This window comes from Sphingobium sp. DC-2 (assembly GCF_000722555.1).
GTDB classification, from domain to species: Bacteria; Pseudomonadota; Alphaproteobacteria; order Sphingomonadales; family Sphingomonadaceae; genus Sphingobium; species Sphingobium quisquiliarum.
Window position 1 is genome coordinate 102,242 of sequence record NZ_JNAC01000035.1, and the last position, 13,672, is coordinate 115,913.

12 protein-coding genes are annotated in these 13,672 nt (G+C 66.3%); 3 read left to right on the plus strand and 9 right to left on the minus strand.

Going from position 1 to position 13,672, the window contains the following annotated elements:
- The 9 genes from ET21_RS0107035 to ET21_RS0107075 all read right to left on the minus strand — a co-directional run bounded on the left by ET21_RS0107035 (position 1) and on the right by ET21_RS0107075 (position 10,262).
- Positions 1–684 (minus strand): PIG-L deacetylase family protein, encoded by a 684-nt coding sequence (locus tag ET21_RS0107035; protein WP_030539091.1) that lies wholly within the window; start codon positions 682–684, stop codon positions 1–3.
- Positions 681–1,604 carry a methionyl-tRNA formyltransferase gene (locus ET21_RS0107040; protein WP_030539092.1) on the minus strand — a complete coding sequence of 308 codons (924 nt, stop codon included), beginning with the start codon at positions 1,602–1,604 and terminating at the stop codon, positions 681–683. Before ET21_RS0107040 ends, ET21_RS0107035 begins: the two co-directional genes overlap by 4 nt.
- Positions 1,601–2,746, minus strand: a complete 1,146-nt coding sequence (locus ET21_RS0107045; protein ID WP_051768035.1) for a glycosyltransferase — start codon at positions 2,744–2,746, stop codon at positions 1,601–1,603. The genes ET21_RS0107040 and ET21_RS0107045 overlap by 4 nt, the downstream gene beginning before the upstream one ends.
- Positions 2,747–2,796: 50 nt before the next feature.
- Positions 2,797–3,933, minus strand: coding sequence for a glycosyltransferase family 4 protein (locus ET21_RS0107050; RefSeq protein WP_030539094.1), 1,137 nt, complete (start codon positions 3,931–3,933; stop codon positions 2,797–2,799).
- A gap of 119 nt (positions 3,934–4,052) precedes the next feature.
- On the minus strand, positions 4,053–5,285 hold the full coding sequence (locus ET21_RS0107055; RefSeq protein WP_051768036.1) for an outer membrane beta-barrel protein: 1,233 nt from the start codon (positions 5,283–5,285) through the stop codon (positions 4,053–4,055).
- A complete protein-coding gene (locus tag ET21_RS0107060; RefSeq protein WP_021238735.1) occupies positions 5,285–5,860 on the minus strand; it encodes a polysaccharide biosynthesis/export family protein in 576 nt (191 codons plus the stop codon). The genes ET21_RS0107055 and ET21_RS0107060 overlap by 1 nt, the downstream gene beginning before the upstream one ends.
- A 124-nt stretch (positions 5,861–5,984) precedes the next feature.
- Positions 5,985–6,827 (minus strand): sulfotransferase, encoded by an 843-nt coding sequence (locus tag ET21_RS0107065; protein ID WP_030539096.1) that lies wholly within the window; start codon positions 6,825–6,827, stop codon positions 5,985–5,987.
- A 20-nt stretch (positions 6,828–6,847) separates the two neighbouring features.
- Positions 6,848–8,092, minus strand: coding sequence for a DegT/DnrJ/EryC1/StrS aminotransferase family protein (locus ET21_RS0107070; protein WP_030539097.1), 1,245 nt, complete (start codon positions 8,090–8,092; stop codon positions 6,848–6,850).
- A gap of 19 nt (positions 8,093–8,111) precedes the next feature.
- Positions 8,112–10,262 carry a polysaccharide biosynthesis protein gene (locus ET21_RS0107075; RefSeq protein ID WP_030539098.1) on the minus strand — a complete coding sequence of 717 codons (2,151 nt, stop codon included), beginning with the start codon at positions 10,260–10,262 and terminating at the stop codon, positions 8,112–8,114.
- Between the two features lie 370 nt (positions 10,263–10,632).
- Between ET21_RS0107075 and ET21_RS0107085 the strand changes: the two genes are divergently transcribed.
- From ET21_RS0107085 to ET21_RS0107095, 3 genes are all read left to right on the plus strand, one after another.
- Positions 10,633–11,823 carry a glycosyltransferase family 4 protein gene (locus ET21_RS0107085; RefSeq protein WP_030539100.1) on the plus strand — a complete coding sequence of 397 codons (1,191 nt, stop codon included), beginning with the start codon at positions 10,633–10,635 and terminating at the stop codon, positions 11,821–11,823.
- Entirely contained in the window at positions 11,820–12,416 is a 597-nt protein-coding gene (locus ET21_RS0107090) for a sugar transferase (protein WP_030539101.1), read from the plus strand. Before ET21_RS0107085 ends, ET21_RS0107090 begins: the two co-directional genes overlap by 4 nt.
- Before the next feature lie 478 nt (positions 12,417–12,894).
- A complete protein-coding gene (locus ET21_RS0107095) occupies positions 12,895–13,641 on the plus strand; it encodes a response regulator transcription factor (RefSeq protein ID WP_051209666.1) in 747 nt (248 codons plus the stop codon).
- The last annotated feature ends 31 nt before the right edge of the window (positions 13,642–13,672 follow it).

A 13,672-nucleotide genomic window follows, 5' to 3' on the forward strand; every position in this document is an offset into this window, starting at 1 on the left:
TCAGGCGACCTCTCTGATCAGGATGAAGGCTTCGGCGGCTTCCCGGCTGACGCAGCTTCCCCGCACCTGGGCCAGGGCGCGCAGGGTTTCGACCGATCGCTCGTTCGGGAAAGGCCGCACCTGCGACGCGAAACAGCCGAACGCCTCGATCTTGCGGGCGATATGGCCGCTGATGTCCACGAATATGTTGGGTTGGAAGGACGGCGCGAGATAGGGCGCGGCCCAGTTGGTTTCCGACACCGTTTCATAGGCCAGAATGCGCGTTGGATAATGCGCGCCCAGCGGCCGCGCGGCGACCATGGCGGCGTCGAACACCAGATGATGGTCGAAATGCAGGTCGCCCATAAAGGGCAGGAACAGCGCGTCCGGGCGGCATTGCGCCACCAGCGCGGCTATCCCGGCGTTCAGCTCCGCGCGGGGCACCCGGTCCAGTTCGGCGGCGGGAAAATCCAGGAAGTGCGTGCGCGCGACGCCCAGCAGCGCATGGGCGCTGCGCGCTTCCGCCTGCACCTGCTCCACCTGCGCCGTGTCGAAGCGGGGCGCATGGCCGCGCGTCGCGATCACCACGTCGACATGCCGCCCCAGCGCCGCCAGCCGCGCGATGGTGCCGCCGCAGCCCAGCACTTCATCGTCGGGATGCGGCGCGATCACCATGGCGCGCTGGATCGTGTCGATCATGCTCATGCCGCTGCCGCGTCCCGGCCAAGGATGGCGTGGTTGGGCAAAGGAGCCTCCCGCGCCGTGCGCCATTGCGTGACGCGCAGGCCCTGTCCGTCGCCGCATTTGACGGTGAAGCTCTCGCCCGTGCGCTCGACCACCTGCCCGGCCATGGCGGCGGCATGATGCCCAAGCGGTACGGGCACCGCCGCTTCTATGGTGATGCGATCGCCGCCCAGGCTCGTCCAGGCTCCGGGATAGGGATCGCCGCAGGCCCTGACGCAACGCCAGATGAGCGACGCCGGTTGCGCCCAGTCGATCAGCGCATCTTCGGGCCGCCTGCGCGCGGCATAGGTCGCGCAACGCTCATCCTGAACGGACAGGGCGGGCGCGCCGCTGGCGATATCGTCCAGCACGCCGGGCAGCATCTCCTCCAGCTTCGCCATATGCTTGGCATAGAGGGTCGCCGCCGTCTCGTCCGGCGCAAGGTGGAAATAGCGCTGGGCAAGCAGCGGTCCGCTGTCCACGCCCGCATCGATCAGGAACAGGGAGGACGCCGAAATCGGCTCGTCCAGCAGGATCGTCCACGGGATCACGGCCCGCCCCCGCAGGCGCGGCAGCGGGGCGGGGTGATAGCCCACCACGCCGCGCTTCGCGCTCGCCATGAACTGCCCGCCGCAAATCTGCGACCAGCCGATGACGAAGATATAATCGGGCGCGATGTCGTGGATCGCCGCCAGCGCGGCCTCCGAATTGATATTCTTCACCCGCACGATGCGGGAACCCGCCTTTTCCGTCTCCGCCGCCAGGTCGATGAAGTCGGAATGGCGGCTGGCAAGGTCGAGGGGCAGGGTGAAGACGGCGGCAAGATCCCATCGCGGCGCGGCGGCAAGGCAGCGCAGGGCGATTCGCGTACTTTCGACCGCGCCAATCAGTATGGCCCTCATGCGCACTCCCTATCGATGCTCAATCTTCCATGTGCGGGGTAGCCAGAGCGGTTTCCGCGCAAGCGGCCATAGAGCGCCAGATGCGCGCCGGCGCAGCGCTCGATGGAAAAGCGCCCCGCGCTTTCCAGCGCTCCGGCGGACAGGCGGGCGTGGCGGGCGTCATCGGACAGCATGGCCGCCATGGCCGATGCCAGCGCTTGCGCATCGCCTGGCGGCACCAGTTCGCCGTTCATTCCCGGCACCACCATTTCCCGGTTCCCGGCGACGCGCGTCGCCACCATCGGCAAGCCGCTGCTGGCCGCTTCGATGAGGGAGATGGGAAATCCCTCCCACAGCGAACTGTTCACGAACAGGTCCGCCCGCCGCATCAGCATGTCGACATCGCCGCGCGCGCCCAGCAATTCCACGTGGCTGCCCGCGCCGCTCGCCTCGACCAGCGCCTGAAGCTCGCCCAGCATCGGCCCGCCACCGGCGATGCAGATGCGGGGGCGGCGGCCCTGTGGCGCAAGCGCAGCCGCCAGCAGCCGCGCGGCGCGGATCAGCGTTGGATAATCCTTCTGCTCCGACACGGTGCCGACAGCCAGTATCATGGGATCATGCGCCACCGGCTGACGGGGCTTCGATGCCCGGAAACGCGGATTGGCTGCGTTCCAGATCAGTTGCACGGGCTTGCGGCTATGGGCGCGCAGCATCGTCTCGCATTGCTCGCTGATCGCCACATAGCCATCGGCGATCCGGTTGAAGAGGTGGAAGGCGGCGGGCGGGAAGGACAGGCGGCTGTTATGGTGGGTCAGCACCACCGGCACGCGCGGCCGGGCCAGCGCGACGATGGGAAGCGCGCGGGCGGTGTGGCAGTGGATCACATCGGGATTGATCGCGCGCACCATGCCGCGCAGCGCCCGCGCGCCCCTGATCCAGGCGTTGCGGTTCGCAAGGCCCAGCGACAGCGCCTGTCCGCCCGCTTCACAGATATGCGCCATCATCGCCGCTTCCGTCTCGCGATCGTTGCCGATCTGCGCGGCGTCGCTCAGCGCGATCACGGTGGCGTCATGGCCGGTCGCCGCGAAGCGTTCGGCAAGGTCCCTGACCAGCATTTCCGCGCCGCCCGACGTGAAGCTGGTGATGATGGAGCAGATGCGCATCGATCACCTCCCCGGAAGAAAAGGTTGCAGGCGCTGGCGGATGGCCCCAGTCATCGCTCCACCCCCACGGGATGGTCCTTCAGCACCTCGAAGATGACGGCCTTCCAGCGGGCGAGGATATGGTCGAGGTCGAACAGGGCCATGCGCGCCTTCGCCTCGGTGCCGAGCGCCCCGCGCCGCGCGGGATCGCGGCAGAGCGCGGCGATGGCGTCGCCCAGGGCCGCGATGTCGCCATTGGGGACCAGCATGCCGCTGCGCCCCTGCTCGATCATTTCGGCAGGACCCCATGGACAGTCGAAGGAGACGACCGGCAGGCCCGCCGCCATCGCTTCGCCCACCACGATGCCCCAGCCTTCGAAGCGGGAAGACAGGACGAACATATCCGATTGGGCGATCCACTCGCCCGGCTGGCGGGTGATGCCGGGCAGAGCGATGCGGCCGGTCAGCCCCAGCCTGTCCCTTTGCGCTTCCAGCGCCGCGCGGTCGGGCCCTTCGCCCCAGATCACCAGGCGCCAATCGGGAATATCCGCCGCCACGCGCGCAAAGGCGTCGATCAGCCGGTCGAACCCCTTTTGCGGCACCAGCCGTCCGACCGCGCCGATCGTCCGGCCATCGGAGCAGCGCGGCAGGGCGGCGGACGGCGGCGGCGCGGGATTGGGGATGACCCATCCCTTCACGGCCATCGTCCGGGCGAAATAGTCCATCGCGCCCTGTGTCATGGTGACCAGCCCCGCCGCGCGCGGATAGGCCCAGCCGCGCAGCATGTTCCACAATCGCCCGACGGTTTGCAGCTCCGGGTTGTTGCGTTCCGAAACGATCACGGGAATGCCGCTGCGCCGCGCGCTCAGCACCGACAATATATTGGTCCGGGTCAGGAAGCTCACCACCAGGTCGGGCGCGGCCTGCTCCAGCGCCGCTTGCAGCCGCCGTTCGCGCTTCAGCATCGCCAGCGCTCCGGCGGCTGCGCTGCGGCGCTTGACCGTCATGCCCAGCCGCACGATCCGCACCGCCGGATGGTGGCTGTAATAGGCCGGGGCAGCTTCATCCTCGAACGCGATCAGCCTGACGGTCCAGCCCAGCGCCGCGAAGTGATTGCACAAAAGGCTTACGATATGCTCCGATCCGCCTGCTCCCAGCCCTGGAAGGACGAAGGCGATGTTCGGCGGTCGGCTGGCGCGGACGAGCATCAAGAATCCCTGTTTACAACATGATGTCGCTGCCAAGTTTCCGTGCCGGGCGCGGTCAAGTCCATTGCGCGAAGGGATTAGGCGGCGACCCTTCGGATGAAAGGGCCGCCACCCCATGGTCAATAATGGAGACGCAGCGTCAGGCCCGCGCGGACCCGTTCGAACTCGTCGAACGGGTCGCTGCTGGTGCGTTTGGAATAGCGCACGTCCGCGCCGATCGCGACGCGGCGGTTGAGCGAATATTCCAGATCGCCGGTGACGCCGTAGATTTTCTGGACGTCGCCCGCGCCGAAGAATTTGCTGCGGCGGTAGACCAGCCCGGCTTCGCCGCGCAGGTTGTGGCGGATTTCCTGCTGCACGCCCAGGCGGAACCGCATGTCCTCGCGCGATTGCGCTCCGGTGCGGTAGGTCGCGACATTGCCGATGAATCCGTCGAGCGTGATCGCCGTGCGCGGTTGCGGGGAATAAGTGAGGCTCGCCTGCGCTGACAGGCGGGTGCGCGCTTCGATCAGCGGGTCCTTGGGATTGAAGTGATACAGGCCGACCGCCGCCTCCCCGCGCACCGTGCCCCCCGGATCAATGGATACGCCGACGCGGCCGCCATAGGTGGTCGAATCGCGATCGGGGAAGCCCGGCGGCGTGATCCGGTAGTCGCGCTTCGACACGAACCCTTCGACAAAACCGTTCAGCAGCGGCGCGGCGCGCACCAGCACCCGGCCCAGAAGGGCGTAATTGTCGATGTCGCGATCCTCGTCGAAATCGCTGGTGTAGCGGAAACGGCTCGCGCTCCCCCGCACCATGAAGCCCAGCCGGGCACCCTGGCGGCTGTAGGACAGGTCGCCGTCCAGCACGTTTAGCTTGCGCGGGCCGATGGATGTCACGGTCCGTCCTTCGGGCTCGCCGCGATCCTCGATGACGTGGCTCCAGCTTGCATTCGCCGTCAGCTTGTCGGCGGCGGACGGTGTCCAGACCGCGCCTAGCGCAACTTCTCCCGCCTCGGCATTTTCGCGCTCATATTTGAAGTAGCGGCGGACGCTGCCCGCCGCCCGCGCGGAAAGCTGCAACCTGCTGCCGGGCTTCACCACTTCGACATAGGGGCTCACCAGCAGCTTGAAATCGTCCTTCTCGCCGGACGATTGCGCATAGATGTTGCTGTCATATTCCAGCTTGCCGTCGATGCCGATCGTGGCGGTGGCGCTGCCCAGCCGCAGCGGCGTGGGCACGAACACCGCTTCGGGAACGTCCAGGAAGGTCTTGCCGGATCGCAGATCCTGCGCATGTGCGGCGGCGGTGGGAAGGCCCCCCGCGACTGCGATGGCGATGGCGGCCCGCGCCGTGGAGCGGGCTTTCATCAGAACCACTTCTCATAGATGCGGATCGTGTCGCCCGGCTGGATCATGTCGCGTTCGCTGGCGCGGCCTTCGATCTGCCTGCCTTCCACCATGCGGGTGATGCCCACATCGCCCTGCTGCGCGCGGAAGGTGTAGCCGCCCGCCGCCGATACCGCCGCCAGCACCGACATGCCCGCGCGATACTGATATTCGCCGGGGCTCTTGACCTCGCCCAGCACGTAGAAGGGGCGCAGCTTGACCGGCTGGACGCTGACCGTGGGCGTGTTCAGCAACTGGCGCTGGGTCAGTTGCTGCGCGATGCTGGCCTGGAGTTCGGGCACCGTCTTGCCGCTGGCGGGAACGTCGCCCAGCACCGGAAGGGCGATCTGGCCGCGATCGTTGATCACATAGCTCGCCTCGCTCGTCCCTGCGGGCGTCAGGCCGGGGATGGAAACCCGGATCTCGTCACCCGCGCCCAGGCGATAGGCGACGGTCGGCGCTGGCGGCAGGCTCGACAGGTTGGAAAGACCGCTGGAACAGGCCGCCGTCAGAACGAACATGCCCAGGCACAGACTATGGGTGAACCGCTTGTTCATCTGCTTCCCCTCTCAACTGACCGGGCTTCAGTTTAAGCGGTTCGGGCATCGCGTGGTTGAACGATTCCGTATCGGACGCAGGCGAAAAGGGGACAGCGCGCCAGCGCTTTTGGGATGCTTCCTTTTATGCCGCCAGGCGGGAGCTTTGTCTCCAATGGCTAAGGTCGCGGCCGATCAGCTTCTCCAGATCCTCGATATCGCGCGCATAATAATCCATCATGCGCGCGCGCAGGGCCTCTGGCAGCGGCGGATATTGGATCTGCCGGGCAAACAGGCCGCGCACCTTCTCGAACATGGCGTTGCCGCGCAGTGGCCTCGCCGCATCCTTCAGCGGAGCCAGCGCGGTGCGGACGGGCAGGGGCAGGAACCGTTCGCTGCTGTCGTTGCGGGGGCTGGCGCCTACCTCACTGGAATAATGGCAGGGCGCGCCGATATGGGCGCTGACGGTCGCGACCGTCGCCTCAGGCGACCTCTTCACATCCTCGAACAGGATGACCTTGATCTGGGCCGCGCTGAAATGGTCGAGCCAGCGCCGCAGGTGCCGGGCATACAGACCGTCCTCCAGGAAGCGCGGCTGATCGTTGGCCCGCCCGTCCAGATAGGCCTCCGGCCCCTGCGTCACGGTCCCGCGCCGGAACAGCATCTTATAGTCGGAATAGGCCCGCTCCACCGGATTGCGCAATTGCATCACCAGCCTCGCCTGCGGCAGCACGGGGGCCATGCGCGCGGCCGCCAGCGGATGGGCGAGATAGTCGGCGGACTTTTCCCCCAGCATCTGCCCGGCCGCCGCGCCGTCGAAGAAGCGGCGGTAATGATCGATCCCGCGATCATATTCCTGGCTGAAGAAATGCGGTTCGGGCGCGGGCAGGTACACCGCCGGATTGTCCCGCAACTGGTTGTGTATCCAGGTCGTGGCGCCCTTGACCGCGCCGATGATGATGAATTGGGGCAGGCGATGATTGATCATGGGTCTCTTGCGCCCTCCTTTCAGGATTCCAGTCCGGCCAGCGCGGCGCTCAGGCATTGCGCCATGCGCCGCATATCCTCTTCGTCGAGCAGATGATCGACGGGAAAGGCTATGCTGCGCCGTCCCGCTTCCTGCGCGGCGGCCAGATCGCCGTCGCGGCGGGGCGGCGCATCGGCGAATGCCGCCTCCTTCGACATATCGGCGCATGAACCGCTGCCCACCGGCATGCCCATGCGGCACATGCTGTCGATGACGGCCACAGTCGATCCGGCCTTGCCCAGCCGTTCGGGATCGATCGCCGCATAAAGCCGGTAGAAGGCATGGCCCACATGATCGGGAATGGGCGGAACATGGACGCCCGGCTCGCCCGCCAGATATCCGCTCAGCGCCGCCGCATTGCGCCGCCGCCGCGCGACCCAGCCGGACAGCTTGGCCAGTTGCGCCCGGCCGATCGCCGCCTGCATCTCGGTCATCCGCCAATTGGTGCCGAAACTGTCGTGCAGATAGCGGAAGCCGCTTTCGGGGGACGGGCTGAAGAATTTGTCCGGGTTCTTGCCATGGTCCTTATAGGCCCAGGCGCGCTTCCAATGCGCCTCCTCGCGCAGCAGCAGCATGCCGCCTTCGCCGCCGGTCGACATGATCTTGTCGGTGCAGAAGGAAAAGGCGGCGGCGTCGCCCCAGGATCCCGCCATGCGGCCGTGCAGGCTGGCCCCATGCGCTTGCGCGCAATCCTCGACCAGCCACAATCCTTCCTCATCGGCCAGCGCGCGCAAGGCCAGCATATCGCACGGCCAGCCGCCCAGATGGACGCAGATTATGGCCGCCGTCCGCGGGCTGATCATCCTTCGGGCGGACTGCGGGTCGATGCCGTTGCTCGCCGGGTCGATGTCCGCGAATACCGGCGTCGCGCCAACGGCGGCGACGCAGGCGGCGGTGGCGAAGAAGCTGCGGCAGGGGACGATCACCTCGTCGCCCGGCCCTACCCCCAGCGCGCGGAGCGCCAGTTCCAGCGCGACCGTGCCGTTCGACACCGCAATGCCGTGCGGCATCCCGCAAAAGGCGGCGAACTCCGCTTCGAACTGCCGGGTCTGCTCGCCATGCATCATCGAATTGACGCGCCCGGCCTCCAGCAGGCGGACGACGGCGGCGATCTCGTCCGGCTCATGCTGCGGCCAGCGCAGTTGGGGATGGTCGAGCGGGCTTCGCCTGTCCCCCGCGGATGACGCCTGGACGCTGGCAAGCGAAGCGGCGGCGGCTTGGATCATATCTGGCTCCCCGGTGAGGTCAGGCGACGTCGCGCGGCATGGATGGCGGCGATACCGGCAGCGCCGGGGCGGGTTCCGGCCCGCGCGGCGGCATCATGAACACCGTGTCCTGGCTTTCGGCGGCCAGGCGGCGCAGTATCTCCGCCCAGCGCGAGCTTGCGGACGCCGCGACCATCTCGTGGGTCAGGCGCATCAGCTCCCGCGAATCCCCCGCCGCGATCAGCCGGGCGAGCTGGCCGAAGCCCTCCACCAGCATCTCCAGCGGGATCGGGGACGGCATCGCTTCGAAAATGCCGGGAATGGCGCTTTCGATCTTGTCCTCCGACGTGTCGAACAGTTCCTCGAACAGCTTTTCGCCGGGACGCAGGCCGATGAACTTGATCGGCACATCGATGTCGGGGCGAAGGCCCGCCATGCGGATCACCCGGCGGGCGATCTCCACGATCTTCACCGGCTTGCCCATGTCGAGCACGAAGATGGTGCCGCGTTCCGAATCGGTTTCCAGCGCGCGGGCGCTGCTTTGCAGGATCAGCAGAACGGCCTCCTGCACCGTCATGAAGAAGCGTTCGATGTCGGGATGGGTGACGGTCAGCGGCTTGCCCGCGGCGATCTGGTGCTGGAACAGCGGGATCAGCGACCCGCTGGACCCCAGCACATTGCCGAACCGCACCGTCAGGAAACGGGGGCTGTCGGGATCGCAACTGCCGATCAGGTCCAGCGCCTGGCAATAAAGTTCGCCCAGCCGCTTGGTCGCGCCCATCAGGCCGACGGGGTTGACCGCCTTGTCGGTCGACACCTGGATCATGGCGCGCGCCTCGAACTCGCACACCGCGTCGGCGACGTTGCGGGTCCCCAGCACGTTGGTATGCACGCCCGCGCAGGGATTCGCCTCCACCATCGGCACATGCTTGAGCGCGGCCGCGTGGAAGACGATTTCGGGCCGCCGCCGCTCGAACACCTGCCACAGCGCCGCGCGCTGGCGGATGGAGCAAAGCTCGGCATGGAAGCGGACGTCGGGGAATTTCTCCCGCGCCTCCAGTTCGATGGCGTAGAGATTATATTCGGCGTGATCGAGCAGCACGATCTCCGCCGGGCGGTAATAAGCGAGCTGCCGCACCAGTTCTCCGCCGATCGTCCCGCCAGCGCCCGTCACCATGATGCGCGCGCCGGTGACGACGCGCTCCAGATAGCTGTGCTGGACCGTGATTTCGGGACGGCCCAGCAGTTCGGCGAGCGGCATCTTCTCGATCGAAAGCCGGTCGCCCTTGTCCGGTTGCGGCCCGGTCCACGGATTGCGGAAGCGCGAAACGGTCAGGTTTTCCTGTTCCGCCGCCGCGGCGATGCGCAGGATTTGCTGACGGTCCAGCCGCTCGCTGCTTTCCTGCACCACCAGGCTGACCGGCCTTTTGCCCGCGCGGTCCAGTTCGGCGACGATCTGCGGCAGCATGTCGGGCGATCCCAGGATCGGCAGGCCGCCGACCTGGAGCCGCCGGTCCCGCCCGTCGAAGGATATGACGCCGACGATCTCCAGGCCCGACTGCACGTCGGTGGGCACCAGGTCGGCCATCACGCGGGCCCAGTCCAGCTCGCCCAGCAACAGGATGCGGCGGCGCGCCTGCGCCGATTGCCGCAGCCGCGCCGACCGGAGATATTGGAAGAACGCCCGGCGCGCGACGCGGGCGCCCAGCAGCGCGGCGACGGTGATGGGGATGTCGACGGTCAGGAATGTCGTCATCATCACGCGGTACATCTGCTGCGGGATGATCAGGCCCACCGTCACCATCCAGATGAGCCAGGACGTGACGAGCAGGCTCGCCGACAGCCGCAGCGCGTCGCGCACGGACACGAACCGCCAGCTTTGCCGGTAGGTGCCGATGGCGAACAGCACCGCCAGATTGATGCCCACGAACGCCGCCGCGAACCGCAGGTCGTACATGGTCGGCGACATTTTCAGGTTGGAAAGGATGGCCAGCGACAGCTGGAAGGTGGCGAACATCACCAGCGCGTCGACCATCAGGATGGTGGCCAGCCGGATCGCGCGGGCACGGGCGGGGCTTTTTTCGACGAAGGCCCGCCCGATCGCCTCCAGCCGCGCGGGCAATGCCGTCGCGCGAACGTCTCGCTGGACCTCTCCGGTCAGATCCTGCCTGGTGGACGCAACATTCGACATTCCGGGCTCCCGTGGCGATCATGTCTCAGCCTGGAGCGGGGGAGCCGATAGCCATCGAAGGCAGGTGCGCGGCGCCGCCCGGCATTCGGCCGGTCAGCATCCAAGCTATCGGAAGCATCGCCCGCCGGTAATCGGTCGATCAGACACTATCCTTTATCCCAACATCATCCCGCCTGAAGCAGATGGCGGCGCTTTTTGGTTATTCGCCGCCTTCCGGGCGCGCAATTTCGCGGGTTGCGGGGCGCGCGCGCGCCGCGGGCCTGCCTCAAAGGAGTAATCTACCGATGCACAGGCTGCTGCCTGCGACGCCTGTGATACCCGCGACAGGGCGGCCCGCCATCGGCCGTGCGTCACGAAAGGGCAGTGCAGCATGAAGGTCGTCATCCTTTCCAGCCTGTCCTGGTCGCTCATCAACTTTCGCGGCGCGCTGATCGCGCGCATGGTGGCGGAAGGACATGATGTCGTCGCCTGCGCGCCCGACGAGGAGCCGGAGGTGCTGCGGAAGCTGGCGGACATGGGCGTGCGCTTCCGCCGGACGCCCATGGCGCGGGCCGGAACCAATCCGCTGCATGACGCCCGCACGCTGCTGCATTATCTGCGCCTGTTCCGGGCGGAACGGCCCGATGTCGTGATCGCCTACACGCAAAAGCCGATCATCTACGGCGGCATGGCGGCGCGGCTGATCGGCCGCCGCCGCTTCTTCGCGATCATGAGCGGGCTTGGCTATGTCTTCAGCGATGAAGCGCGGCAGCGCCGCTGGCTGCGCGCCGCCGTGTCGCGCCTCTACCGCATCGGGGTCCGGCGGGCGGCGTGCATCTTCGTCTTCAATGGCGACGATCATGGCGACATGCTGGCCAGCGGCATCGTCACCCCCGGCCAGCGCGTCATGCAGGTGCCGGGATCGGGCATAGACGTGCGCCATTTCGCGCAAGCGCCCTTGCCCGGCGGTCCCTTCACCTTCCTGCTGGTCGGCCGGTTGATGCGCGACAAGGGCGTGGGCGAATATGTGGAGGCCGCGCGCCTCATCCGGCGCAAGCGCAAGGATGTGCGATTCCTCCTGCTGACCCGGCCCGAAACGGAAAATCCCACTGGCTATACCGCTGCGGACCTGCGGCAATGGCGGGAAGAGGGATTGATCGAGCTGCTGCCCGAAACCCGCGATGTCCGGCCGTTCCTTGCTTCCGCCCATGTCTTCGTCCTGCCCTCCTATTACCGGGAGGGCCTGCCGCGCACGATCCTGGAGGCGCTGGCCACCGGCCGCGCCGTGATCACGACCGACATGCCCGGATGCCGCGAGCCTGTCCGGCCCGGCGTCAACGGCCTGCTCGTTCCTCCGCGCGATGCGGCGGCGCTGGCGGCGGCGATGGAGCGCCTGTTGAGCGACCCCGGCCTGATGGAGTCCATGGGCCAGGCCGCGCGGCGCACCGCTGTCGAGATTTATGACGTGGACAAGGTGAACGCGATGCTGATCGATGCGATGGGGTTGGGAAGCGGGCCTCGCCCGTCCGCCGCCCCCGCGCCCGATCCGGCGGCGGCACGTCTTGCGCCAGAGGCCGCATGAGGAACGCCTTGCGCCCCGCCGCTCTGGTGGCGATCATAGGCCTTGTCCTTCTGTCGCCGCTCCTGCTTCTGCTCGCGTTGCTGGTGCGGGCGGATCTGGGCAAGCCGGTGCTGTTCCGCCAGATTCGCAGCGGCCGGGGCGGGCGTGCGTTCGTCATGCTCAAATTCCGCAGCATGCGCGAACTGACCGGTGGCAGCGGCACGCCCTTGCCCGACGAACAGCGTGTGACCGCCTTCGGGCGTTTCCTGCGGCGGTCTCGTCTCGACGAGCTTCCGGAGCTGATCAACATCGTGCGGGGCGACATGGATTTCGTCGGGCCGCGTCCTTTGCTCCCCAGCACGATAAATGCCTTGCGGGAAGACGGCGCCGTGCGCGGCCTTGTCCGTCCGGGGCTGACAGGTCTTGCGCAGGTCAGCGGCAACACGCTGCTGACGGTCGAGGAAAAGCTGCGCTTCGATCTCTGGTATGTGCGCAACCGATCGCTGGCGCTGGACGCGCGAATCCTGGCGCGCACGGTCGCCGTGGTGCTTTGGGGCGAAAAGCGGATCGACTGGCAGGGCGACGAACTGCGCCCGCCGCACTGGGGCAACTGAGCGCTCCCGCCGGCGGGAGTCATGCCTTTAGCGGCACAAAGCCCGTTTTCAGGCGAGTCTGGCGCAATGCAGCAGCGGCATCGGCGCTGCCCTCCGCGATGAGCGGAAGTCCTTGTTCTCCCCGCACAATCCCGCGCCGCCGCGACTCTGGTTAACGAAGAAGCAGAGGCTATATCTATGCGGAAACGGAACGGGATAAACCGTTCGCGGTAAGTCAAAGGTAGTAAATACCGGATCAGTTCACCGCCTTACACCCTGTCCCGTACAGAAAAATCATTTTTTTAACAATCGGTTAACGAAAATTTGTCCTAACTCAAAATTTCCACCGCTCTTTTCGGGACTCTTGGGGGAGAAGTATGCTAGTCATAAGTTGTTGAAACAAAAGAAAGGGTTGCACTGCAGGCATTTGAACACTGGTCTTCCATGCTTCTTCGGGGCCTGCGAATGAAGATGGGAGGGATCATGAGGGGAATACCCAATGGCTTACCCAGTCAATGTGCGTCTGTTGTGCGGAAATGCTATCGTCAGGGAGGGACTTAGCAGGATCCTCATGGATCGCGAATTCCGGGTTACACAATATGCTACCATCGCCGCCGCACTGGAAACGGCGGAACTCCCCGATGAGGATTCGGCGCCTTCGCTGCTCCTGATCGACAATGGAATGGAAGAGCTGGACGAGGACATAATGTCGCTCCTCAAAAAGCGCTTTTCCTGTTCCTATCTGGTCCTGCTTTCGGACCGCTTCGATTTTCAGATCATGTTGAAGGCGTTCCAGCTGGGCGCCATGGGATATATCGTCAAAGAGATTTCCTGCGACCGGCTGGTCGCGACTCTTCGCCTTGTTGCGATGGGGGAAAGGGTGCTTCCGCCCCAATTGGCTGACGAATTGCAATCCCGCCCCAGCCTGGCCGATGTTCTGGAGGTGGAACGCCCGGTCGATGCGGCCTGCCTGTCGGACCGCGAACTTGAAATATTGCGCTGGCTCATCATGGGATGCCCCAACAAGGTCATTTCCAAGCGGATGGACATCAGCGAAGCCACGGTGAAGGTTCATGTAAAGGCGGTGCTGCGCAAGCTGCGCGTCAAGAACCGGACCCAGGCGGCGATCTGGGCAGCCAATCACGGCATGCGCGGGCGCGTGACGGAAGTGGAGCCGGACCTGCCAGGCGGCATGCCCATTCCTCATCCGGTCAGCCATGCGCCAATGGAATTGACTGCACGGTGATCCGTCCCTGACACTTCCGGCCCAAAGGGGT

What these genes read in the sequence shown, in the direction of transcription:
- ET21_RS0107035 (WP_030539091.1), bottom strand. Translation starts at nt 684, where the DNA reads ATGAGCATGATCGACACGATCCAGCGCGCCATGGTGATCGCGCCGCAT.
- ET21_RS0107040 (WP_030539092.1), bottom strand. Translation starts at nt 1,604, where the DNA reads ATGAGGGCCATACTGATTGGCGCGGTCGAAAGTACGCGAATCGCCCTG.
- ET21_RS0107045 (WP_051768035.1), bottom strand. Translation starts at nt 2,746, where the DNA reads ATGCGCATCTGCTCCATCATCACCAGCTTCACGTCGGGCGGCGCGGAA.
- ET21_RS0107050 (WP_030539094.1), bottom strand. Translation starts at nt 3,933, where the DNA reads ATGCTCGTCCGCGCCAGCCGACCGCCGAACATCGCCTTCGTCCTTCCA.
- ET21_RS0107055 (WP_051768036.1), bottom strand. Translation starts at nt 5,285, where the DNA reads ATGAAAGCCCGCTCCACGGCGCGGGCCGCCATCGCCATCGCAGTCGCG.
- ET21_RS0107060 (WP_021238735.1), bottom strand. Translation starts at nt 5,860, where the DNA reads ATGAACAAGCGGTTCACCCATAGTCTGTGCCTGGGCATGTTCGTTCTG.
- ET21_RS0107065 (WP_030539096.1), bottom strand. Translation starts at nt 6,827, where the DNA reads ATGATCAATCATCGCCTGCCCCAATTCATCATCATCGGCGCGGTCAAG.
- ET21_RS0107070 (WP_030539097.1), bottom strand. Translation starts at nt 8,092, where the DNA reads ATGATCCAAGCCGCCGCCGCTTCGCTTGCCAGCGTCCAGGCGTCATCC.
- ET21_RS0107075 (WP_030539098.1), bottom strand. Translation starts at nt 10,262, where the DNA reads ATGTCGAATGTTGCGTCCACCAGGCAGGATCTGACCGGAGAGGTCCAG.
- ET21_RS0107085 (WP_030539100.1), top strand. Translation starts at nt 10,633, where the DNA reads ATGAAGGTCGTCATCCTTTCCAGCCTGTCCTGGTCGCTCATCAACTTT.
- ET21_RS0107090 (WP_030539101.1), top strand. Translation starts at nt 11,820, where the DNA reads ATGAGGAACGCCTTGCGCCCCGCCGCTCTGGTGGCGATCATAGGCCTT.
- ET21_RS0107095 (WP_051209666.1), top strand. Translation starts at nt 12,895, where the DNA reads ATGGCTTACCCAGTCAATGTGCGTCTGTTGTGCGGAAATGCTATCGTC.